Here is a 24,232-nt window from a genome sequence, read left to right on the forward strand (position 1 = left end):
TTCTTCTTAGCTACCACACCTGCATTCTTTAATGAAAAATTTGCTCAGAACTCTGCGCTCAAGCACTTATGTCGCTATCGCGACTGCTTTTGTAACTAGTGTGTTTATAACAAGCTCGGTTAAGGTGTTTGCAGCAGCATCTTTTGAAGTTGACCATCAACCTGATTTTGGCCAACTAAAAGGCTTTAAGGGCAGTGAATTGTGTATCGTTGCTGACAATACGCAGCAATACATTGCACAAAATCCTGATGACGAAAAAGCGGTGCACCGTGGTGCGGTGATTGGCAATAACGTTTCTCTTGAGCGGGTTAACGAAACCCTGGCATTTTTGTGCGAGACCTACCGCAGCGACGTCAGAGCAGGGCGACCGAGTCGATTGCACGATAAGGCCTTTGTTAAAGCGAACTTTGATTTTGTTCGTTGGTATCCAGATAAAGCAACAGCGACTAAAATTGCCAGCAGTAGCACGAATGAAGTGAAGTCGCGATTACTTAATAATATCCCTGAGCAGCAGTTATTTTTAACTAAGTATTATGCCAAGTTGCTCGATGGCAGCAGCGTGCAAACTGCAACCTTTGATCAGGCGCTTTATCAACTCCCTTTTGACGAAAAAGGGCTCTCTAAGCAAGCTGCAGAGCTGAAAAAAGATCAGCTCACTCGCTATAAATACACGCGACAAGAGGTGATAAAAGGTGCTTTGCTCGAAGACAAGCTTGCCAAACCACTTGTTTGGATGACCGAAGAAGCATTACATGATGTGCTTTTGCAAGGTACGGGCGTGTTGCAGGTGGATGGAAATACGCGCTATTTTAATGTTCACCGCAATAATGGTATTGCTTATGACTACCATATCGGCAAGCGTGAGCAAGCGCGTTATTGGTATTTTGCCGAAGTGCCAAGTATTCTCGGGTACGGGCAAGATTTACCGAATAAAATTGCCATTAAACCTCAGGTAAGCTTAGCGGGTAACGTTAGGCAGCTAGGCTTAGGTAAGCTGATGTTGCTTAACTATAAAGTTCGCGATAACACCACTCAAAGCGTTAACTCTGAAGGCATTAACTCTGAAGCTCGCCTAGCGATTTTGGCTGACGAGGGCGGTGCGTTTGATAATAATCTATTCCAATTAGATTTGCTCGCAGGTAGCTATCGCGGCTGGCAAGACTACTATGCTGCCAATAAACATTTGCCCGACTATGCAGATGTTTGGATTCTTCTTAAAAAAATTAATAAATAACACACGTAAACTATGGCTCGCTTAAAACAAACTTATGCTCAGAATGGCTTTTTCGGCATTGGTATTATGAATAATGTTGATGAAATCAATATTGGCACCCTATGGCGCTCTGCTTATATTTTGGGTGCAGCATTTATTTTCACCGTTGATAAAAAGTACAAAAAGCAAACCACTGATGTGGTTAACGCGTGGCAAAAAATCCCCTTGTATCATTACAACTCTATTGATGAGTTAGTAGCAAACTTGCCTTACGACACGCCCTTGATTGGCGTAGAATTAGACGAAAATGCGCACGATATTACACGCTTTGAACACCCTCACCGTTGCGTATATTTACTGGGCAACGAACAATCTGGTCTGCCACCACAAGCGCTGGAGAAATGTCATCGATTAGTGCAATTGCCGGGTGATTACAGCCTTAATGTGTCGGTTGCTGGTAGCATCGTGATGTATGATCGACTGGCAAAGCTTAGTTAACCTCATTACCTATTTTCCTTTTCAAATCTGGGGCGTCCCTAAACAGTTAAACGGAGTTATCCATGAATTTTACCCAAGAGCTGGCGTGGAATAATCGCCATATGGTGCGTACCGCCAATGTAGTGAAGCAATTAGGTGATTGCTCAGGCAAGCGTATGGCAATTAGCACCCATTTAGATATTAAAATGCTGGCGTTCTACGAAGGGTACTTGCGCCAAGGTGGTGAATTGTTTGTCACTACGTGCAATCCAACAACAGTGCGCAATGAAGTGGTCGAATACTTGGTGTCGCTCGGTGCAGAAGCCAAAGCATGGAAAAACATGTCTGATCAAGAGTGGCAACAATCACTATATGATGCACTGGATTGGCAGCCACACTACTTGTGCGAATTTGGCGCGCAACTCGGTAGTATTTATCATCAAAGTGCAGGCGAAAGTGTGATTGCTAGCCTTGAAGGCACGGGCTCTGGGGTGTCAGCGCTAAAAGATTTGTCACTTAAACATCCAGTGTTTAATTGGGATGATCTAGATGCTAAAGAAGGTTTGCATAATCGTCATATGGTGGGGTTAACCGCATGGCAAGCCTTTATGGAGCGAACTCATTTGTCGTTACATGAAAAGAAAGTGCTTATTGTTGGCTATGGTTTAGTTGGGCAAGGCTGTGCGGCTGCCGCCAAAGCATTTGGTGGCCAAGTGATTATTGCAGAAAACGATCCGTCACGTGCATTACTTGCCGCCTATGATGGTTGGCACAGTCAGTCATTAGATGACGCAGCTTTGCAAGCCGATGTGATAGTAACCGCAACAGGCGTTTCTGGTGTGCTTTCTGCTGAACTGTTAAATCAGTTAAAAGATGGAGCGTTTGTGATGAATGTTGGTCATGTAAGCCATGAAATCAGGCTCGATGCATTAACCGATTATCAAGTGCATGAACTGATGCCGGAAATTTTCGAATACCGCCGAGGTGAGCGTTACTTTTATGCGCTATCAAATGGCGCAATGTTTAATTTAACCGCTGGCTACGGTGATAGTTTAAATGCTTTTGATGTCTCACTGGCACTGATGGCTGCTGGCGTTAAACATATGTTTTCTGACAGTGATAATTTTAACGCTGGTATGCATATGCTGCCCGAATATGCATGGAAGCCTTTTTTAGCTTAACTTTTTAGCGAATTAATTGGCATCAAACAAGCAGCGGCGTAGACGAAACTGGCTGTATGGTATTTTCTTCGCTTGTGCTCGCTGTTTGAACATGATCAACACTTTCTATTTTATCAGCCGCTTTGTCAGTTACTTTGGCAGCAGGCTCAAGGCTATGAGCGCTGTGCTCTGCGGGGACAAAACCTAATGGCGCTTCGATAAGCAATTGACGAATTTCGTCGATGTTGTCATCTTTCATTGCTTCAGTGATTTTATTGAGTAGTACCATCACTTCCGCCCAACTAATTGAGCGCTCGTTTGCGGTAAGAATACGCTGATGATCAGTTGCCTGCGCATGGTCATCAATTAACAGTTCTTCGTAAAGCTTTTCACCGGGGCGCAAGCCGCTGTATTGTATTGCAATATCGCCAGCAGGGTTGTTTTGGTCTTTAACGGTAAAGCCCATCATATGGGTCATTTTCACTGCCAAATCGACAATTTTTACCGGTTTACCCATATCAAGCACAAATACATCGCCACCTTTACCCATAGCGCCTGCTTGAATCACTAACTGAGCGGCTTCAGGGATGGTCATAAAATAGCGAATGATATCTGGGTGAGTCACGGTAATTGGGCCGCCGCTGCGAATTTGCTTTTTAAACAAAGGAACAACGGAGCCTGACGATCCTAAGACATTGCCAAACCGCACCATAACAAAGCGCGTTTGATGGTCGCGCTTGGCGAGCCCTTGTAATACAAGCTCTGCCATTCGTTTGGTAGCTCCCATAACGTTGGTCGGGCGCACAGCTTTGTCAGTGGAAATTAAAACAAAGGTTTCAACTTCACAAAAAACTGCCGCTTGGGCAATTTCATAAGTGCCTAAAACATTATTGGTAATACCAGCAATGACATTGTTTTCCACCATAGGCACATGCTTATAGGCCGCCGCGTGATATATGGTTTGTACCTGATGAGTGCGAATAATACGGGTCATCAGCATGCCGTTTTGCACGTTACCAATCGTCGGAACAAGCTCAATGTTTGTGTTGTGACTTTGTTGATACTCGTTAAGCTCTTGATTGATTTCGTATAAAAACGCTTCGCTGACATCTAATAGAATGAGTCTACGTGGGGTTTGACTAATGATTTGACGACAAAGCTCTTTACCTATTGAGCCGCCTGCGCCTGAGACCAAAACGACTTTTTCTTTTATATTGTCGCTCAGCAACTCTGGAATGGGTTCTACTGGCTCACGGCCAAGTAGTTCATCGACCGAGACTTCTCGTAACTCGTCAATTTTATGCTTTCCCGAAACCATATCGTGCATTGAAGGTACTGTGAGTAGCTCTAGCGCGTAGGGTTCAAAAGCGTTGACGATTTCTTTCATCCGCTCAGGGTTTACTTGCGAGACTGCAATCAGCACCTTAAATTGACCGTATTTTTTAATAAGCTGTTCTAACTGGTCTAGGCCATAGATTTTAGTGCCGTGGAGATTACGACCTTTGTAGCGAGTTTTTTCGTCAACAATCGCTAATACATGGTATTTGTTACTTTGGTTTAGTGCGGTTGACAGTTGTCTGCCAGTGCTACCAGCACCATAGATCACCACTTGGTCACGCTCTTCAAATAAGCGTTCCCCAACGGTAATTCCTACTAAGGCGCGAGCCCCTGCAATAAGCAAAGTTGATAGTACGAGAAAAGAGAAAGGAATAGAGCGCGGTACAAACGCGTCGATCACTTGCGAAGAAAGGTAACAGACACACGCGGCGCCAATTAAAATGCCAGCGATTTTAAGCGAGGCTTTGGCATTAAAGTAACGAACGATGGAAGAGTAGACATCAAGCAGGTAAAAACAACTCAATGTAAAGCCTGCGGTTAAGACAAATACGGAGAGCTCAGCAAGCGTGAATACATGCATATCGCCCCCTAAACGTAAGAAATACGACAGGAAAAAAGCGATGCTCAGCGCTCCTAAATCATAACTTAGGGCAATAACAAGCTTGATCTGGCTTGGGATCAGATCGATACGTCTACTCATGGGTTATACACCTTTTTATTATTTTTGTACTTCCGTTTTGGGGTGTATCCTTTTGAACCATGATGACAATATTAAATTAACTTGTCATTACAAATATTTACAATTCGGTAACCTTTTTGTTGCTTTGTTCGGCAAGTTGCTCACCAAGTTGCCTGATCGCGAAACAAGTTTGCTCAATTTCCACCTCTGTTAAGGTTGGATGAACAAGAAACATCAAGCTAGTTTCGCCAAGCGATTTGGCATTGCTGAGGGGGCTTGCTGGGCGAAAGTGAGTGTTATCAAATGCCTTTTCTTTATAAACTTCGGAGCAGCTGCCTGAATAACAAGGGACGTCCAACTGGCTTATCGCCTGAATAACCTTATCTCTTGACCAGCCTTGAGGTAACTCTTTCTTTGCGATAGTCACATAGCATTTGTAGTAGGCGTGCTGATAATCGTTTGGCGGTTTTACCACAGTAAGCCAAGGTTGACGCTCACATTCCGTTAGAATTTTTTCCGCATTAGCTTGTCGAGCTTGCTGCCACGCAGGCATGCGCGTCAATTGAATACGACCAATCGCAGATTGCATTTCAGTGATACGCCAGTTAGTACCAAAACTTTCATGCAACCAACGATAGCCGGGTGGGTGTTCTCGTTCATATACTGCATTGTAAGATTTGCCATGGTCTTTAAAGGCCCAAGCTTTGCGCCATAAGGCTTCGTTGTTTGTGGTGAGCATGCCGCCTTCACCACCTGTGGTCATAATCTTATCTTGGCAAAACGACCAACAACCGATATCACCAATGCTACCGACTGAGCGGCCTTTGTATTTGGCGCCATGCGCCTGGGCACAATCTTCGATAACAAATAACTTGTAGTCACTTGCCAATGCCATAATTTCATCCATATCGCATGGCCAACCCGCCAAATGCACACAAATAATTGCTTTGGTTTTGTCTGAAATGACTGGCTTGATGGTTTGAGGTGTAATGTTTTGGCTGGTTAAATCAACGTCAGCAAATACAGGCGTTGCGCCTGCATTAATGACACAGCTAATTGATGCAATGAAGGTACGAGGGGTGACAATCACTTCATCACCTTCGCCAATATCCAGTGCATGTAGGGCTAAATCGAGCGCTAGCGTACCATTAGCAACAGCAACGGCATGCTGGCAATCGGCAAATTGCGCAAATTCTTGTTCAAATAGCCGGCCTTCTTGCCCTGTCCAGTAATTGACTTTATTGGATAACAAAACTTTTGATGCCGCATCTGCTTCTTCTTGGCTAAAGCTCGGCCATGGGGAAAATTTAGTATTTAACACGTAAAACCTTATAACTTTCGTGCTGGATTACCGACATAGGTACCAGCTTGCTCAATATCTTTAATAACGACCGTGCCCGCACCTAGATAAACGTTATCTACTAGTTGGCAGCACTGAATAACGCTGCAACCTACACCTGCCCAAACTTTGTTACCTAACGTGGCTTCGCCTGAAATATTTGCACCAGGAGCGATATGACAGGCATCGCCGAGCTGACAGTCGTGGTCTACGGTTGCATTGTGGTTAATAATGCAGGCCGCCCCGATTAGGCTGTCAATGCCAATAACAGCATTGGCAAACACTACTGACCCTTTACCAATCGTTGAGTAAGGACTGACTACAGCTCTAGGATGAATAAGTGTTGCTAATCGTCCACCGGTGTTCGTAATGTTTTGTGTTATTGCAAGCCGAGTGTCGCTGTTCCCGATGGCAACAATAAATTCGTAATGCTCTAGATATTTTGACCAATCTTTGTCACTTGTAACGGTTGGCCAATGGCTATTTATTGTCTCGCTAGGGTAAATTGCGTCAGCGAAAACAATCTCATCATATTGGTTCATTGCCTCAGCACAATCAGCAACTACTTTGCCATGACCACCAGCGCCAATAATCATTAGCTTAGTCATCAGCTATTTCCGGTAAATTTGGTCATTGTGGCTTGGCCTTGCGCCGAGATATCACTGCGTTTAACGACTTTGTAAACGGTTAAAAGTAGAATTTTTATATCAAGCCCAAATGATTGGTTATTCACATACCAAACATCTAGTGCGAATTTTTCTTGCCAGCTTAGCGTATTGCGGCCATTAACTTGCGCCCACCCTGTAATTCCAGGTTTAACGTCGTGACGGCGGGCTTGTTCTTGTGAATAGAGTGGCAAGTATTCAACCAATAAAGGTCTTGGCCCCACTAAACTCATATTGCCGATTAATACATTCCAAAGACCTGGCAGTTCATCCATGCTTGACGCACGCAGAAACTTACCAAATCGAGTTAACCGCTCAGCATCTGGCAGAAGGACTCCTTCAGCATCGGTTTCACTGGTCATTGAACGAAACTTGGCCATATGAAAGGTTTTACCGTGCAAGCCAGGTCTTGGTTGTTTGAAAAGAATCGGGCTGCCTAAATTGATGCGAACTAGTATTGCGACGAGGATTATCAAAGGTGATAAAAGCAGCAAAACAGAGACTGCGATAGTGCAATCAAATAGTCTTTTTATCATTATTATTCTTATTTTGAGTTCAGCACTAGAGTGCTTTATTTTAATTTTTAACCATAGTAAATTGATTACATAATAAAAATCAAAAAACTTATTTCTCTATGCACGCAGTTGTTCGCTGGTATTACTTGGCGCGGTATCTTTACCTCAAACGCATTCCTTTAATTCCCCAGATTATTTACAAACTTAGCCGAATTATTTTTGCCTGTGATCTTAAATATACCGCTGATGTTGGCAAAAATGTTGGCTTCTTTCACAATGGCTTAGGTGTTGTAATTCACCGTGATGCACAAATAGGGGATGACTGTTTGATCTATCAAAATGTCACGATAGGTGGCAATGGTAAAACAGGAGACGAAAACGGTGTGCCAACTATAGGTAAAGGGGTATTTATCGGCGCTGGTGCTGTAATACTTGGACCCGTGACGATTGGCGATGGCGCTAAAATTGGCGCTAATTCGGTTGTGCTTTCAGACGTGGAGCCAAACACTACGGTGGTGGGAATACCTGCGCGACGAGTAGTGAGCACATGATTAGAGTACTGCATTTATTCGCCAACCTTAACTTAGGTGGCGCAGAAAGTCGTATGATGGATATTTATCGTACTCAAGAAGGCACAGGAGTTGTTAACGAGTTTGTGATTATGACGGATGAAGTCTGTTATTTTAGCGACGAAATTTTAACCTCTGGAGGCACAATTCATCACATTCCTAACCCTAGGCATGGCCTGCTGCCTAATTTGTTAGGATTATATCGTTTACTAAAATGTGCACCCCAATATGATGTATTGCATGCCCACACTTCATACTACTCTGGTATAGCGGTTTTCATTGCGTGGTTAGCCGGTCTAAAAGTACGCGTTGTTCATGCGCGCAATAAAAGTATTAACGAAATTAGCTTCAAAACTAAAGCCATGTTTGCTCTTGGACGCACATTAGCAAATATTTGTGCGACCCATAAGTTTGCGATTTCAAACGATGCAGGGCGCTTCTTATTCGGTCATAAAAGCCAGTATGATTGTCTTCCTAATGCATTTAACTTTGAGCAATTTCAACATCGAACAAACTTTAGCGACTTGGATAAGCGTCGCCTTGGCCTGCCCACTAATACGTTGAACCTAGTTTGTATCGCTCGATTTTCCCCAGTTAAAAACCATCAGTTTTTAGTTGAATTGCTGCAATTTATAACTGAGCGAAACCTTAAGATAGCTGGTAAAGCGGTATGTTTGCATTTGATCGGGGACGGAGAACTGCGTAATGAAATGGAACGCAAAGTATCTGCCCATGAACTTCAAGGTAAAGTAAGGTTCTGGGGGAAGCGCAACGACATTGCAGATATTTTGGGCATGTTTGATGTTGCTCTGATGACCAGTTTTAACGAAGGGCTCGGTGTATTTGCTTTGGAAGCTCAGGCGGCAGGTCTGCCCTGTGTATTGTCGACAGGCTTACCAGAAGAAGCTGATATTGGTTTAGGAATGTGCCAATTTATTGATTTAGAGCTGTCGTTAAGTGATTGGCAAGTTGCCATCGAAAAGGCGGCAAATATCCCCGTTTTACCCAAACACCGAATTGATAACCAGCTTAAGCAGCGAGGTTATACATTAGAACAAACACGTTCTACTTTGATTCGCGCATATAACGCTCATGGCTAAGCATCATATATTACAGGTTATCCCCAGCTTAGCGTTAGGCGGCATTTCCTCTGTGGTCATGAACTGGTATCGAGCGCTAGATAGAAACCTTGTGCAGTTTGACTTTATTAGCTTTAATGACGGCCCGTTAGCGCAGGAAATTATTGCTTTAGGCGGCCGTGTTTTTATTCTTCCCACTTTTAAGCAGCAACCGCTCAGGTATATGGCTGCATTTCGAAAAATACTAAATAATGACACATGCTACCAAGCCATTCACGTGCACAACAGCTTTAAGAATGTGGTTATGTTATGGCAAGCAAAGCTCGCCAATGTGCCAGTAAGAGTTTGCCATTCTCATACTGCAGGTTTGGAGGCAAAATGGCTACGACCCTTATTTGGAGTGATTAAGCAATTAACGAGAGCGGCTAGCAATCAATATGTTGCTTGTGGCCAAGAAGCTGGAAGCTTCTTATTTGGTCAACGCCGTTTTGAACAATTAAACAATGCTATCGACGTAAAAAAATATAACCTGCCCAATTTGTCAGACGATAGCCGAAAAGCACTTTACGAGAAATATCAGCTACCTAAGCACAAACATTTGGTTTTACATGTCGGCCGATTTTCTAAGGTAAAAAACCATCAGTTTTTGCTAGCCTTGGCGCAAGATAAAAATTTAGACAACGATATTCATTTTGTTTGCGTAGGTGATGGTCCGTTAAAAACAGAAGTCGCGAAGCAAATTGAATCTGATAACCTTCATCAGCGTTTTTCCCTGCTGGCGTCAAATAATGAGATTGCTAAGCTTATGGCCATCGCTAACGCTTTTATTATGCCGTCAGTTTTTGAGGGTGTTTCAGTTGCTCTGCTAGAAGCGCAGGCAAGTAATCTTCCATGTTTAGTGTCAAACACTGTCGCAAAAGAAGTAGACATGGGAATGGGCAGCTTGAAATTTCTGTCATTGTCAGAGCCTAATCGCTGGACTGAACAATTAAACCTTATGACACCCAAAGCATTAGGTAGCGAGGCGCAGGCGTGTTTTTCACGTCATGGTTACTCCATTGATGACGTCGTCGATAAGCTTATCGGTATTTATCAAATCCAATGAAGTTAACTTTGGGGTCAGTAAAGAAATTTCCCATCGAGCTTATGCTAATAGGCTTTATTTTTTTACTTTTAGCGATCACGCAACAAGCTGTTCTAATGTTAGCCGTAGTTGCTATTGGGGTTGCTGTTGCAGGCTTGTTGCCTTTCTCTCGCAGTATACAATTGATAATTTTCTTGATCCCATGTTTGGCACCGTTTTCGACAAATCCTTATTTGCCTGTATCTCTAGCCACTTTGATTTATTTAGCTGTGTTAGGGCGTTACTTGCTAACTGAAGGCGGAAGGAGCCAATACTACCTTCCTGGTATTATCGCTGCACTTGTACTGATTGGCTTTGAATTGCTGCATATCATCTACAATCCAGTGGTGTTCTCAAGCAAAACTATTCGTTGGCTATTACTATTTTTGTTGGTGATCATGCTGATCTTTGACAAGAGAAAATACGCCAGTTTTGCGCAATTGCGGTTTGCATTTCTACTTGGCTTTGTATTTTCGACGTTATTTGGCCTGCTTAATCAGGTATTTCATCCCGAAGTGGTATATAACACTAACGTTATACAACGCTTTTCTGGTGCTGCCGGCGACCCAAACAATTTCGGGTTATTTTGCTTGTTATTGGTATTTTTTTATTTACCCAGTCACCCTAGAGAGCGGATTTCAATCTCCCAATTGGCACTTTGTACGGCATTATTAGGAGTTGGGGCAATAACTGTTTCTAGAAGTTTTTTCTTGGTCACGAGTTTTACCTTGTTGCTTTACTTTGTTTTGTATTTTCGCACCGCTATCGGGGAAATGGTCTATCGAAGTGTTGTATTTTTTGCAGTGTTAGTAGCAGTAAGCTTTGTGCTCTATTGGCATGGTGCTGCTACTGAGCTGGCAATTTTTGAGCGTTTCTCTAGCGATAATGCCGCCGATCTGACTGGAGCTCGCAGTACTATTTTTGTGGAATACTTAACCCTATTTACGCAGTTAGATTTAAGTTTTCTGCTCTTTGGTGCAGGAATCAATGGTTACCTTGGTTACTATAATCATTTCTTCTTGAACAATAACGTATTTACAGAGGTTGTTGGCCCCCACAATACCTATATCGAGCTGCTTGTCAGTTTTGGCCTGCTTGGCAGTTTTGTCTTTCTTTATTTTTTTTATTTATGCTTTAAAGCTGAAAAAATTCGAACATCGACTCAGCAAATTTATGCGATCAGTTTGTTACCGCTTATTGTTTTCAGTCTATATTGCTTGAGCTTACAGAACTTGGGTAAATATACCAGCTACTTGTTGTTACTAATGATCATCTTAAATACCTGCCGAGCCAAACATGAATGATGCTAAACAGCGCAGCCTAGGTGTAGCGTTAGGCTACTTATCTATCTCGCTAAGAAACATTCTCGGTTTATTGCTGATCCCTTTTATGATTCATCATTTGGGGGTCAGTGAATACGGGATCTACAGCCTAGTTTCTTCATTAGCGCTTTATCTCGTCATACTTGAGCTTGGCTTATCAAATACAACTGTTCGATTCATTGCAAAGTATCGTGCTGAAAATGACCTACAAGCTCAACATCAGTTTTTGGGTAATGTGTTGTTTATCTATACGCTAATTGCAATGCTTGTCTTTGCGGTGGGCAGCTATATTTGGTGGCATTTGCCTAGCATGTTTGCTGAGAGCTTGACCTTAGAGGAAATAAGCCTACTTAAACAAAGCTATGCGCTATTGCTACTTAGTGTGATTGTGACTCTAATGAGTAACAGCTTCACGGGCATTATTACTGCGCATGAAAAGTTTGTCTTTGAACAGAGCTCTCAAATTTCATTCTTTTTGCTCCGCTGCTCGCTGGTTGTTGGTGCATTATTGCTTGGTTACGGCGTGATCGAAATTGCGTTAATAGACCTTGTTATTAATGTTTGCCAAGCGGTGATGCGTATCTACTTCGTTTTCTGGAAACTTAAGTTCAGAGTTTCATATCAGGGCTTTAATTTTACAGCTTTGAAAGAGGTAGCTGTTTTTAGTGGATTTGTTGCACTTGCTGTGATTGTTAATCAAATAAACTGGCGTGTTGATAACCTTATTGTTGGCTACATGCAAGGCAGCGAAGCGGTAGCTATTTTTAGCGTTGGTATTCAGCTTATTCTATGTTTTATTGCCTTTGCTAGCACGATTTCAAACGTTTTTGCACCGAAAATAATCAGCATGGTGACAGCGAAAGCAACGATGACACAATTAACCAATGAGCTTATTAAAGTCGGTCGAATGCAGTTGATCGTACTGGCGTTTGTACTCGGTATTTTTATTCTGTTTGGTCAGCAATTTATCCAATTATTTGTTGGTTCAGAGTTTCAATTAGCTTACTGGGTGGCATTACTTCCCATGATACCTTTCACCCTTGTGTTAACACTCAGTGCTAGTAATGCATTACTGCACGGAATGAATAAACACAAAATAAAAAGCCTTATTTTGCTGGCTACTGCATGCCTAAATGTCATGCTCTCGGTGTTCTTAGTCAATATTTATGGGCTGGTTGGCGCCGCTATTGGTACTGCAGCGACCTTACTTATCGGTGAAGTTTTATTAATTAGCCGATACCTAGCCAGCTTAGGTATAGAAATCAAACGCTTTTACTATGAAACCGCTGTTCTTATGTTGCCAGTACTAAGTATTGCCATTGTATGCTCTGCTTTAATCATGCCTGAGTTTAGTGGCTGGTTTGGCTTAATCTGCCAGTGCCTTCTTTTTCTCATGGGTTATTTGGTCCTGATTTATTGGTTATTCATCAATAAACAGGAAAAACAATGGATTAAAGGTATTTTGAACAATGTGTTTGTTAAGGCAGAAGTGGGAGGTGTTAAGTAAATGAGAATAATGATTCTTGGCGCCTTTCCTGATTCCATTATTAAATTTCGCGGTGTCTTAATTGAGCAATTAGTGCTTCAAGGGCATGATGTTGTGGTATCAACGGCATATGCCTCTAGCGATATTATTGAACAGATAGAGGCTATCGGAGCTCGTTTTGTTGGCTATAAAGTTGAGCGTAATGGCCTAAATCCCTTGGCGGATCTTTCGACACTCTGGCAATTGTTAAAACTGTTTCGTGCTGAGCAGCCTGACAAGATCCTTGCATATACTATCAAGCCAATTATTTGGGGAGGCATTGCGGCCAAGCTAATTGCCAGAACTCAGTTCTATGCGATGATAACTGGCTTAGGTTATGCGTTTGAAAAAGGCTCGTTTAAAAGGCGACTAATACGAGGCTTGGTTAAATGTTTGTATCGTTTTAGCTTATGTTCTGCGAGCAAAGTGATTTTCCAGAATAACGAAAACAAGCAGATATTTATTGATGAAAAGTTAGTAAATATTGAAAAAACTAGCCGAGTTTATGGTTCAGGCGTATCGCTTACCGACTATGCTCAAAAACCATTACCAGATAAGCCTGTTACCTTTTTGTTGATAGCTCGTTTATTAGGCGATAAAGGCATTCGCGAATATGCGCAAGCTGCTCAACAAGTTAAAGCTAAATATCCAGAAGTCAATTTTCAGCTTGTAGGTCCTTTTGACCCCTCACCTGACGGGCTTAAATCAGGTGAAGTGGCGCAATGGAACGAATACATTGATTATTTGGGTGAACAAAAGGATGTGCGCCCATTTATCGAACAATGTCATATTTATACACTGCCTTCTTATCATGAAGGCTTGCCCAGAACTGTGCTGGAAGCAATGGCCATAGGCCGACCAATTTTGACAACTGATGTTCCTGGATGTCGTGATACTGTGATTAACGGCAAGAATGGCAAGTTAGTGCCAAGCAAAAATGTAGATGCGCTTGCCAACGCTATGCTTTGGTTTATTGAAAACAGCGGTGAATGGCCTGTGATGGCTCACAAGAGTCGAGAGTTTGTTGAAGCTTATTTCGATGTTAACCGAGTGAATCAACAGTTATTTTATTTGATGGAACTCAATGTTAAATGCGACAATACAAGCGATAATACGGTGCAGTCTTCTGACACCATAGTCGAATAGTGATCGCGCGATACCCCCCTAATAATTTTATAATCAAAAATCGAATATTGATCATAAACGACAAACATAAAGTTATTGATGATATTTATTCGCATTTGCATTTGTCTTTGTGCTAGTATGCTTTACAAAATTTACATAAGTTTACACATATGCATTTTCTCTCCTATAGCTAATAGGGGTTTGAAAAATACTAACAACAAGGTTAATTTCGAAAATGAAAAAATCTCTAATTACTACAGCTATTTTAGTGTCGTTAACTTTATCTGCCTGTGGCGGTAGCAGCGGCGGTTCCGACGATACAGATCCGGTAACACCAACACCGACACCAAATACAGCACCAACAGATATTGCGATTGATAACAGCAGTGTTGATGAAAACATGGCAGGTGCAGTAGTTGGTAAGTTATCGGCTACTGATGCCGAAGGTGGTGCAATGACCTTTACTGTTGATGGCGATATGTTTGCAATTGATGGCGATGAACTAAAACTTGCTGACGGTTATGCAGCTAACTACGAGCAAGCAACGTCAATGGCGGTTAACGTTACTGTTGCAGATGCTGATGGCGCGACTTTTTCAAAAGAATTAACCATTGATGTTAACGACTTACTTGATACATACAAATTCAACAGCAAGTTTGTTGAAGGTGAATCAAGCGTTTCTTACACGGGTCAAACCGCTCGTCACGCACTAATCGCTGAGTTAAACCACTACATCACTAACGTACTTAAGGGTGAGTTAGAAGACGGCACGCTAACTAGTCGCCAAGACGTCATCGATGTTTTAGACAAATTCTTCCGTACTACAGAATTACAGTACGATAACTTCCCAATTACCTTTACTGATGCCAAAGAGAAATTCTTAACTGATATTTCAGGTAGCCACAAAAACTTAGTGGGTAAGCTTGCGGGTAATGATGAAAAAGGTCAGCACAAACTTTGGAATGATGGTGATTTCGAAGGTTGGGGCGAGAAAGGCTCAACGACGCCAGAAGGTTTAGTGGACATTTTCTTCGGCCAGCTAGCAGATAATGCAGAAGCGGAATTAAACGGTACAATTCGCCAAGCAGTAACTGGTGAAGACATCACAGATATCTACCTAAACACCAACGGTACTGACTTAAAACAACTTATTCAGAAATTCCTATTGGTGGGTATTACCTACTCACAAGCAACTGATGACTACTTAGGCAACGAAGTTGTTGATGCGGCAGGTAACGATATTGATGGCAGCAAAGGTTTATTAACAGACAATGTTGCTGCGGTTTCAGGTAAGTCTTATTCAACCCTTGAGCACCAATTCGATGAAGGTTTTGGTTACTTCGGTGCAACAGTTGATTACCTTGAGTACAGCGATAATGAAATTTCAGGCAAAATTGATGCTGACGCTGGCGACCGTGAAGAGTACAACGGTAAGCATGACACTGACGAAGACGGCGAAATCAGCTTAAAGTCTGAGTTCCTATTTGGCCAGTCGGTAAATGCGGGTAAGCGTGACCGCGCGACAGCTGGTAACACCAACCCAACCGATTTCACTAAACAAGTAATGGAAGCATTCCTTGCCGGTCGTGACATCATCAATGCGAATGCGGGTATGGCGTTAACAGACGATCAAATGACTGAGTTATTAACGCATCGTGATGCTGCGGTAGACGCATGGGAGCGAGCCATTGTCGCCACGGTTGTTCACTACATTAACGATACGCGCTCAGATCTAGATAAGTTAGGCACAGCTGATTTCAACTACAGCGATTTAGCCAAGCACTGGTCAGAAATGAAAGGTTTTGCGTTAGGCATTCAGTTTAACCCATACTCAAAAATTTCTGACGCGGATTACACACGATTACACCAGTTAATGCAGGATGCACCAGTGTTAGACGCAGCAAATGTAGAAGCGTACAAAGCGGACTTGTTAGCAGCACGTGATATTATTCAGGCAGCAATGAGTTTCGATGCAGAAAACGTGGCAAACTGGTAATAAACCAAATATAAATTTAACTAAAACAACTAGTTAATTTTTAAAAGCTTGGCTGAATTTCAGTCAGGCTTTTTGTCGTTTAATAACAAGATAAAAAGCTTAGGAGATTTAATGTCTCAGTCGAATATCAGTCGTTTACCAAAGTCGAGCAACAAGCTCAGCGCAATTACACTAGCAATTGTCACGAGTGCATTGCTGAGCGCTTGTGGTGAAGACACCAGCGCCGAGGCGGGTCCAGATTTTGGTGGCGGTAACACTCAGCCACCGACCCAAACCGAATTTAATGAACAAGCCTTGATTGCTAACTTGGCTGACAATGTGATCACGCCAACCTTTCAGCAATTTCAACAAGACGCTCAAGCACAAGCGAGCTTAGTTGACGCTTACTGCCAGGCAGAAACCGCGTTTGAACAACTCACCGTTAGTGAACAAGCGGTTGCTGATGCGCGTCTTGCTGCACAAAACGGCTGGGGCACGGCCATGGCCACATGGCAACAAGCGGAGTTGATGCAGTTAGGGCCACTGCTTGAGAATGATAGTTTGTTGAAAAATAGCATCTATTCTTGGCCAATTGTTAACTCCTGTGCGGTTGACTTTGATGTGGTGTTTTTTGCCGAAGGTACAGTCAATGGCCAGCCTTACGACATTACCCGTCGCACCCCGTCGCGCAAAGGTATGGCGGCATTAGAGTACTTGTTATTTAACGAAGAACTTGCCGATAGTTGTCCTACCGGATCACCAGACAATTGGAACAATCAAACCGAGACCTACCGTAAACTTGCTCGTTGTAATTTTGCCGTTGAAGTGGCGAACGATATCGTTAATTCCAGCGGTGAATTGCTGAACTTGTGGACTGGCGATAACGGTTATGCGCAGCAATTAAAAACCGCCGGAAGTGCCGTCAGCAATATTGCTAGCGAGCATGATGCGGTTAACCGTTTAAGCGATGCCATGTTTTATCTTGATACCACCACAAAAGACGGCAAGCTAGCAACGCCACTGGGTTTATTTGCTAATAGCTGTGGCTCACAGGCGTGTCCTGAAGATGTTGAGTCAGGTTTTGCCAATCAATCTATCGAACATGTTGTTAATAACTTACGCGGTTTTGAGCAATTGTTAACAGGTAAAGAGGGTATTGGTTTTACTGATTACTTAATTGATGTTGGCGACCAAGCAACGGCCGACTCATTAACGGCGGACGTGCAAGCGGCAATTGCCGATGCCGAAGCATACCAAACAAGCTTAGCCGACACCCTAACCAGCAACGAAGCGCAAGTGGCGGAAACGCACGGTAAAGTAAAAGCTATCACCGATACGCTGAAAGCTGATTTTATCAATAGCTTAGCGCTTGAATTACCGCAAACTTCAGCGGGGGATAATGACTAATCATGGCTGTTTTGACAAATAACAATAAAACTATCAACCGAACGACGCTTGCTTTAGCGGTTGCCACAGCGCTTTCGTCTGTTGCTATGCCAGCTTTTGCTGATGAAAATCCAGATGATGACAAGCCTGCTGAATACTATGAACGCATTCAAATATTAGGCAACGACAATCGCTTACGTACCGAACCAGGTTCAACTACGGTAATTGGTGAAGCTGAACTAGAGAAGTTCAAGTTTAACGATATTAACCGTGTGCTTTACAGCGTACCAGGTGTCAATATTCGTGAAGAAGACGGCTTTGGTTTACGTCCAAACATTGGTTTTCGCGGTGCAACGCCTGAGCGCAGCCAGAAAATTACCGTGATGGAAGACGGTATTCTGATTGGTCCTGCACCTTATTCAGCACCAGCGGCATACTACTTCCCAATGATGAGTAAAGTCACTGCTGTGGAAGTGTCGAAAGGCCCTGCGGCCACTAAGTACGGCCCCAATACCGTTGCTGGTGCCATTAACTTAGTGACTCGCCAAGTACCTCAGGCCCAAGAAGGTTCGATTGATTTAGCGGCAGGTAGTGATGGTTTTGGTCGTGCTAAAGCTTATTTTGGTAGCACTAATGGCGACTTTGGCTATGTGGTTGAAGGTGTTCACTTACGCTCTGATGGCTTTAAAGAACTAGATGGCGGTGGTGATACAGGTTTTGAGAAAAACGATATCATGGCGAAGTTTAACTACGACCTATCGGGTGGTGGTTATAGCCAAGTTATTGAGTTAAAGCTTGCCTATGCTGATGAAGAGTCTAATGAAACCTACTTAGGTTTAACGGACGCCGATTTCGCTGAAAACCCGAATCGTCGTTACGCTGCCGACCAACTGGCTTTGATGGACTGGGAACATAAACAGTTTATGTTTACCCACTTTATTGGCAATGATACCTTTGATGTCACAACACGTATCTACCACAACGATTTTGATCGCTCTTGGTTTAAGCTTAATAGCTTCAAAGGTGGTTTAGTTAATCGCGATCTGCAAGAGATTCTGGCGAATCCTGAAGATGAAGTGAATGCGCGTTTTTATCGCATTTTGACCGGTGAACAAGACTCAGTACAAGAGTATGAAAAGCTATTAGTCGGTGATAATTACCGCGAATTCTACTCACAAGGTATTCAATCAGAGCTTTACTACAATGTTGAGCTAGCGGGTCTTAAGCATCAAGTTAACGCGGGTTTCCGCTTTCACAAAGACCAAATTCGCCGTCGCCATACTGAAGATGCATTCTTTATGCGCTCGGGCAATTTAGTGTCTGATGGCTCGCCGCAAGTTGCGACAACCAGTAACCGTGAAACAAGCGAAGCATTAGCGGTATTCTTGAAAGATACGATTTACGTAAATGACTTTGAGTTTACCTTAGGTATTCGCGGTGAGTTTATTGATTCTGAATACCAGAATGAAGCGCCGGGCAGTGAAGGCGACTACCTGAATAAAGATTCAAGAATCTGGTTACCAAGTGCGAGCGTGTTCTACAAATACTCTGACGAGCTAGGCTTCTTTGCGGGTGTACACGAAGGTTTTGTACCGACTCGCCCACAAGAAAGCCCAGAAGTAGATATTGAAAACAGTGTTAACTATGAAGTTGGTACCCGCTATCACAACGGCAATTCTCAGTTAGAAGCGGTTGTCTTTTTCAACGACTTCGACAGCTTAAAAGAAAGCTGTTCATTCTCAGCGGCATCCGCGTGTGGTGGTAACTTAGATGCCGAGTTTAACAGTGGTGAAGCCAGTGTGCTGGGGCTAGAATTAGCGGCCTCGCACACTTTTGCAACGGATTGGGGTATTGACGTACCAACCTCAATTACCTACACCTACATAGACGGTGAGTTTGATACGAGCTTTGTTTCTGACTTCCCGATGTGGGGCGCTGTTGAAGAAGGCGACGCATTGCCTTACCTGCCTGAAAACCAGCTTTCTGTCAGCTTAGGTTTAGCTAGTAACGACTGGGAAGTTAGTTTAGTGGCTCGTTACATTGATGAAATGCTAGAAGCCTCTGGTGATGGCGTGGTGCTATCAGGTGTAACAACAGAGTCATTGACTGTAGTTGATATGTCGGCGAGCTACGACTTTGGTGACTATGGTAGTGTTTACCTAAAACTGGACAATGTCTTTGATAAACAAGAAATTGTTAGTCGTCGTCCGTTTGGTGCACGCCCAACGAAACCGCAACAAGCGATTGTTGGTTATCAATACAGCTTCTAAGTTGTTATCAAACTTTTGAACATGATTTTCATAAACCCTTGATTAATCGAGCGTTAAAGGTGCGCTACTAGTCGGATATTTAATTGAATAGTAGCGCTAAAACACTCAGCCTCCAGCATGACGCTAGAGGCTAAATTTTTAAGTAATTAGCCAATTTTTATTAAGGCTAATGTGCGTATTGATATTGGCGAGAGTATAGTGATAACAAGGAGTAGGTGCGCTAGTATTGGAATTGATAAATGTTAGATTTTTTTCTAAGCAACTTTAAAGAATTATCCCTATATGTGTTTGACGCGAACAAACGCATATATTGGGGCTATGTCCTTTCTTCTATCGCGCTTGCTGCTTTTGTTTTTTGGCGCGTTGGCAAACAGCGTCAAACCTCGCCTTTAGCTGAATCTCATTACAATGCCGAGCAACTAGCAGGCAAGTCAGCAGCGATGCGTTTTTGGCATTTCCTTTTTCCTGCATCGATCTACTTTAGCCAATCGGCAAAAAACGATTATGCGCTGTTTGTCCTCAATAAGTTACTAAAGGCGGCATTATTTCCATTGGTGGTGGTCACTATGGTACCCATTGCGCTTGGCATTTCGTCAGCACTGGAAAGTGTGTTTGGGGTGATTGAACATATTCAGTTGTCAGCAGGCGCAACCATGATGGTATTTACTGTTTTGCTGTTTATTGTCGATGACTTTACCCGTTTTTTATTGCATTCCATGTTGCATAAAATTCCTTTTATGTGGGAATTTCACAAGGTGCATCACTCGGCAAAAGTGCTGACACCCTTTACCATCTATCGTTCGCATCCGGTGGAAAGCTATTTGTATGCGTGTCGCATGGCTTTAACACAAGGCACAGTGGTTGGTTTGTGTTATTTCTTATTTGGCCCAACACTAAAAATGATTGATATTGTTGGCGCCAATTTATTTGTATTTGCCTTTAATATTATGGGCTCTAACTTACGCCATAGTCATATTTGGTTAAGTTGGGGAGATAAAGTAGAAAACTGGTTTATCTCGCCTGCTCAACACCAAATCCACCACAGTGACAGCCCTAAGTTATTTGATGTGAATTTAGGCTCAGCTTTAGCCATTTGGGATCGCCTGTTTGGCACTTTGGTGCGATCATCAAGTGTAAAAAACTTGAGTATTGGTATTGGTGACGAATATGCAGAGCATCAGACATTGCGGGGTATCTACTTGCAGCCGTTTGCAAAATCTTGGCAAGTGCTGGCTCGATCATTGACTTCTGGCGCGTCCAAGCCCAAGTCCAAAGCTAGGTAACCAAGCAGAGCATTAACTAAATTATTTGGCTTGCCGCTCAAAGTTTTAATAATCGGCCAATCCTTTCTACACTTAATTGTTGATAGTTTTCTAAAACCAACGAAAAGATCAACAATTAGGGGAAGGTTATGACTACACAAAGCAGTGAGCAGGGCAGCGAAGTCAGTGCTGTGATTGATGAAACAGCGCAAGCGATGAATATCGATGTTAATCAGGTTGAGCACTATATGCAGCTGATTGGCGAAATGGGGATTACCTTTGGCACTAAGCTAGTACTGGCGATAATTGTTTGGATTATCGGTTCTTGGATTATAGGCCGTTTCGTCAAATTACTTGATGTCGCGATGACTAAAAAGCAGGTGGAAGTAACCCTGCATCAATTCCTTGTCAGTATTTTCAGTATTACCTTCAAAGCGGTGTTGGTGATTATTTTCGCCTCCATGATTGGTGTAGAAACGGCGTCGCTTATTGCTATGCTAGGTGCTGCGGGATTAGCGATAGGGTTAGCATTGCAGGGGAGTTTGGCAAATTTCGCGGGCGGTATTCTAATTCTTTTCTTCCGTCCATTTAAAGCAGGTGACGTGATTGACGCCCAAGGCTATGTTGGTCATGTCGTCGAAATTCAAATCTTTAACACTATATTGCGTACCCTAGATAATCAGCGGGTGATTATTCCTAACGGCCTGTTGTCTAACGGTTGTGTGAAAAATGTTTTTGTCGAAGAGACACGCCGTGTCGATATGACCTTTGGCATTAGCTACGACGATGATGTTAGAAAAGCCAAGGCAGTGTTGCAAGAAGTAATGGATAAAGACCCACGTGTCCTTAAAGACCCTGTGGTTGATATTTTTGTCTCTGCCCATGCTGATAGTTCAGTGAATTTTTTGGTGCGCCCATGGGTGAAGTCAGATGATTACTGGCCTGTGTTTTTTGACAGCCACGAGGCAATAAAAATAGCCTTTGATGAAGCGGGCATTACCATTCCATACCCACAACGAGATGTGCATCTTATTCCTGCATCGGAATAAGCTATTTCGGTCTGTGGTCATTGATTAGCTGTCAGAGGCCAACAGCATTCTTGAAGCAAGTTACTCTGTTGTTAACTTTAAACATCGGGGTGGCTTGTTTATAGTCAATATCACGAACATTAATTATGTATGTGGTTGAATATCGATTGTTAACCGCTATGTAATTGATAGGACTTATCATATCTGCAGCAAGGCTTGTGCAATATACCCGCTTAAAATTATTCATCCTCGGCATGAAAGACTGCGCACCGCTGATTTTGGCGGCGATCCCGTTTGGCATTATTTACGGGGCACTTGGCCAAAGTACTGAGCTTTCTGCTTGGGCTGTGGTTGCCATGTCAGTATTTGTTTTTGCTGGCTCGTCACAGTTTATTGCAGTGGGGTTACTAGCTGGCGGCGCAGCTTGGCCGGTGATCGTACTGACGACCTTTTTTGTTAATTTTCGCCATCTGTTGTATTCGGCAAATTTACTACCGCATGTAAAGCCTTATTCTCAAGCTATTCGCGCTCCTATGGCATTCCTGCTAACTGATGAGAGCTTTGCGGTAGCCAGTAATTACTTAACTGACCACGGTAAACAAGCCAATTTCCATTGGTATTATTTTGGCGCTGCGCTGTTTATGTATATTAATTGGCAAGTATGTACTTTGGTGGGCTTGTTTATAGGCCAAAGTATCCCAGACATGGCAAATTGGGGCTTAGATATGGCTATGGTGGTGGCCTTTATTGGTATCATTGTGCCCTGTTTGCATAATCGTGCAACGCTAGCATGTGCATTAACCGCTGGTGTTTTGTCGTTAATTACTTATGATTGGCCGCATAAAACAGGACTATTGTTCTCTGCGGTAGTCGCTATTTTGGTGGCGATGTATTTAGAAGCTAAGCAAGGTGGAATGCAACCAGATGCTCATATCAGTAAAGGAGCAAGCAAATGAACGAAGTTTTACTGATTTTCGGCATGTTTGTTGTTACTTTTGGTATTCGTTACGTGCTGTTTGCGGTAGCAGACAACATTGAATTCCCTGACAAGCTTAAGCGGGCACTTAACTATGTTCCCATTGCGGTGTTAACCGCGATTATTTTTCCTGCTGTTTTCATGCCAAAAGGGGAGTTCTATGCCAGTATTGAAAACCCCTATATCGTTGGTGCAATCGTAGCCATTGCTATCAGCTTTTGGCGCAAAAATATGCTGCTGACCGTGGTTGCTGGGCTAGCCGCCTTTGCAGCTTGGAAGTGGCTGATTATCTCTTAAAATCCCAGATAATTGCCTAAAGGCTCAGATAATCGTTTAAGTTAAGAGACTATCCGCTAAAATACCGCACTTAACAAAAGTAAATATGAATAGCCACTATTCATAGTTACTATTCATGGTCACAAATAAACAGATTCAAAATGAACGAATTAGAGCAAGCTTGGCAGAATTTTGCCCCAAGCTGTGAACGCAACAAAGCTGTTATCTGGCAAACGATAAAACCTTATTTAGCTGACAAACAATCATTACTCGAAATTGGTAGCTTAAGTGGTCAGCATGCCTGTTATTTTAGTGGACAATTACTCCGGCTTAGCTGGCAGTGCAGCGATATTGCACCTAACCTTCCACCATTAACCGCCAACATCAAAGCTCACGGTAGTGCGAACGTGCTTTCGCCAATTGAGTTAGATGTTGCCAATACTTTGCACTGGCCTAAAACACCATTCGACGTTATCTATACGGCAAATACGTTACACATTATGAGTTGGCTGCACGTGATTGAATGTTTCGCGAATATGTCAGTATCTGCCAAGTCTGGCACTTTATTTATTGCCTACGGGCCATTTAACTTTGGTGGCAAATACTCCAGTGAAAGTAACGCTGAATTCGACATTTGGTTAAAAGAAAGGGACTCGCAAAGTGCTATTCGTGACTTTGAATCCGTTGATGATCTTGCCAAACAAGCGGGTATGGAACTAGCTGCAAATATTGATATGCCCGCGAATAACCAACTCGTGGTTTGGCAATTCAATTAATACCTCTGATCATAGCTATGAACAGAGTTCAAATCATACTGATGCTCTGGCGAGGTTGTTTGATGTTGGCTGTTGAGTGAAGATCGCTGTGAATAATACTCACTAGTCATAACAAATTAGCACATCCAATGTTGGATTTTATTCGTTATACTTA

The 24,232-nt window shown here is 42.9% G+C and carries 21 protein-coding genes; 17 read left to right on the forward strand and 4 right to left on the reverse strand.

Annotation, left to right across the window (positions count from 1 at the left end):
* Positions 1-31: 31 nt before the first annotated feature.
* The 3 genes from DXX94_RS12955 to DXX94_RS12965 all read left to right on the forward strand — a co-directional run bounded on the left by DXX94_RS12955 (position 32) and on the right by DXX94_RS12965 (position 2,871).
* Complete coding sequence (locus DXX94_RS12955) at positions 32-1,234, forward strand: MltA domain-containing protein (RefSeq protein ID WP_116016482.1); 1,203 nt, start codon at positions 32-34, stop codon at positions 1,232-1,234.
* Positions 1,235-1,246: 12 nt separating this feature from the next.
* Positions 1,247-1,711: an RNA methyltransferase gene (locus tag DXX94_RS12960; protein WP_116016484.1), complete on the forward strand. Its 465-nt coding sequence runs from the start codon at positions 1,247-1,249 to the stop codon at positions 1,709-1,711.
* 62 nt (positions 1,712-1,773) lie between these two features.
* Complete coding sequence (locus DXX94_RS12965) at positions 1,774-2,871, forward strand: NAD(P)-dependent oxidoreductase (RefSeq protein WP_116016486.1); 1,098 nt, start codon at positions 1,774-1,776, stop codon at positions 2,869-2,871.
* 22 nt (positions 2,872-2,893) lie between these two features.
* Here DXX94_RS12965 and DXX94_RS12970 read toward each other — a convergent pair whose 3' ends face one another.
* The 4 genes from DXX94_RS12970 to DXX94_RS12985 all read right to left on the reverse strand — a co-directional run bounded on the left by DXX94_RS12970 (position 2,894) and on the right by DXX94_RS12985 (position 7,407).
* Positions 2,894-4,888 (reverse strand): polysaccharide biosynthesis protein, encoded by a 1,995-nt coding sequence (locus DXX94_RS12970; RefSeq protein WP_116016488.1) that lies wholly within the window; start codon positions 4,886-4,888, stop codon positions 2,894-2,896.
* 97 nt (positions 4,889-4,985) lie between these two features.
* Positions 4,986-6,188 (reverse strand): DegT/DnrJ/EryC1/StrS family aminotransferase, encoded by a 1,203-nt coding sequence (locus DXX94_RS12975; protein WP_116016490.1) that lies wholly within the window; start codon positions 6,186-6,188, stop codon positions 4,986-4,988.
* Positions 6,189-6,196: 8 nt separating this feature from the next.
* Positions 6,197-6,814 carry an acetyltransferase gene (locus DXX94_RS12980; protein WP_116016492.1) on the reverse strand — a complete coding sequence of 206 codons (618 nt, stop codon included), beginning with the start codon at positions 6,812-6,814 and terminating at the stop codon, positions 6,197-6,199.
* Positions 6,814-7,407 (reverse strand): sugar transferase, encoded by a 594-nt coding sequence (locus tag DXX94_RS12985; RefSeq protein WP_116016494.1) that lies wholly within the window; start codon positions 7,405-7,407, stop codon positions 6,814-6,816. The genes DXX94_RS12980 and DXX94_RS12985 overlap by 1 nt, the downstream gene beginning before the upstream one ends.
* A 98-nt stretch (positions 7,408-7,505) precedes the next feature.
* Between DXX94_RS12985 and DXX94_RS19675 the strand changes: the two genes are divergently transcribed.
* The 14 genes from DXX94_RS19675 to DXX94_RS13055 all read left to right on the forward strand — a co-directional run bounded on the left by DXX94_RS19675 (position 7,506) and on the right by DXX94_RS13055 (position 24,078).
* A complete protein-coding gene (locus DXX94_RS19675) occupies positions 7,506-7,937 on the forward strand; it encodes a serine O-acetyltransferase (protein ID WP_116016496.1) in 432 nt (143 codons plus the stop codon).
* The gene (locus tag DXX94_RS12995; RefSeq protein ID WP_116016498.1) at positions 7,934-9,055 is read left to right on the forward strand and encodes a glycosyltransferase; all 1,122 of its coding nucleotides are present in this window, start codon (positions 7,934-7,936) and stop codon (positions 9,053-9,055) included. Before DXX94_RS19675 ends, DXX94_RS12995 begins: the two co-directional genes overlap by 4 nt.
* The gene (locus DXX94_RS13000; protein ID WP_116016500.1) at positions 9,048-10,139 is read left to right on the forward strand and encodes a glycosyltransferase; all 1,092 of its coding nucleotides are present in this window, start codon (positions 9,048-9,050) and stop codon (positions 10,137-10,139) included. Before DXX94_RS12995 ends, DXX94_RS13000 begins: the two co-directional genes overlap by 8 nt.
* Before the next feature lie 95 nt (positions 10,140-10,234).
* A complete protein-coding gene (locus tag DXX94_RS13005; RefSeq protein WP_147302289.1) occupies positions 10,235-11,461 on the forward strand; it encodes an O-antigen ligase family protein in 1,227 nt (408 codons plus the stop codon).
* A complete protein-coding gene (locus tag DXX94_RS13010; RefSeq protein WP_116016504.1) occupies positions 11,454-12,986 on the forward strand; it encodes an oligosaccharide flippase family protein in 1,533 nt (510 codons plus the stop codon). The genes DXX94_RS13005 and DXX94_RS13010 overlap by 8 nt, the downstream gene beginning before the upstream one ends.
* Positions 12,987-14,150: a glycosyltransferase family 4 protein gene (locus DXX94_RS13015; protein ID WP_116016506.1), complete on the forward strand. Its 1,164-nt coding sequence runs from the start codon at positions 12,987-12,989 to the stop codon at positions 14,148-14,150.
* 214 nt (positions 14,151-14,364) lie between these two features.
* The gene (locus DXX94_RS13020; RefSeq protein WP_258872163.1) at positions 14,365-16,125 is read left to right on the forward strand and encodes a DUF4856 domain-containing protein; all 1,761 of its coding nucleotides are present in this window, start codon (positions 14,365-14,367) and stop codon (positions 16,123-16,125) included.
* A 111-nt stretch (positions 16,126-16,236) separates the two neighbouring features.
* The gene (locus DXX94_RS13025) at positions 16,237-17,511 is read left to right on the forward strand and encodes an imelysin family protein (protein ID WP_116016510.1); all 1,275 of its coding nucleotides are present in this window, start codon (positions 16,237-16,239) and stop codon (positions 17,509-17,511) included.
* Positions 17,512-17,513: 2 nt separating this feature from the next.
* A complete protein-coding gene (locus DXX94_RS13030) occupies positions 17,514-19,760 on the forward strand; it encodes a TonB-dependent receptor family protein (protein ID WP_116016512.1) in 2,247 nt (748 codons plus the stop codon).
* Between the two features lie 239 nt (positions 19,761-19,999).
* A complete protein-coding gene (locus tag DXX94_RS13035) occupies positions 20,000-21,043 on the forward strand; it encodes a sterol desaturase family protein (protein WP_116016514.1) in 1,044 nt (347 codons plus the stop codon).
* A 194-nt stretch (positions 21,044-21,237) separates the two neighbouring features.
* Positions 21,238-22,071, forward strand: coding sequence for a mechanosensitive ion channel family protein (locus DXX94_RS13040; protein ID WP_116018503.1), 834 nt, complete (start codon positions 21,238-21,240; stop codon positions 22,069-22,071).
* A 197-nt stretch (positions 22,072-22,268) separates the two neighbouring features.
* Positions 22,269-23,006, forward strand: coding sequence for an AzlC family ABC transporter permease (locus DXX94_RS13045; protein ID WP_220348094.1), 738 nt, complete (start codon positions 22,269-22,271; stop codon positions 23,004-23,006).
* On the forward strand, positions 23,003-23,323 hold the full coding sequence (locus DXX94_RS13050) for an AzlD domain-containing protein (protein ID WP_116016516.1): 321 nt from the start codon (positions 23,003-23,005) through the stop codon (positions 23,321-23,323). The genes DXX94_RS13045 and DXX94_RS13050 overlap by 4 nt, the downstream gene beginning before the upstream one ends.
* A 140-nt stretch (positions 23,324-23,463) precedes the next feature.
* The gene (locus DXX94_RS13055) at positions 23,464-24,078 is read left to right on the forward strand and encodes a DUF938 domain-containing protein (protein WP_116016518.1); all 615 of its coding nucleotides are present in this window, start codon (positions 23,464-23,466) and stop codon (positions 24,076-24,078) included.
* Positions 24,079-24,232 lie beyond the last annotated feature (154 nt).

Source organism: Thalassotalea euphylliae, assembly GCF_003390375.1.
GTDB classification, from domain to species: domain Bacteria; phylum Pseudomonadota; class Gammaproteobacteria; order Enterobacterales; family Alteromonadaceae; genus Thalassotalea_F; species Thalassotalea_F euphylliae_A.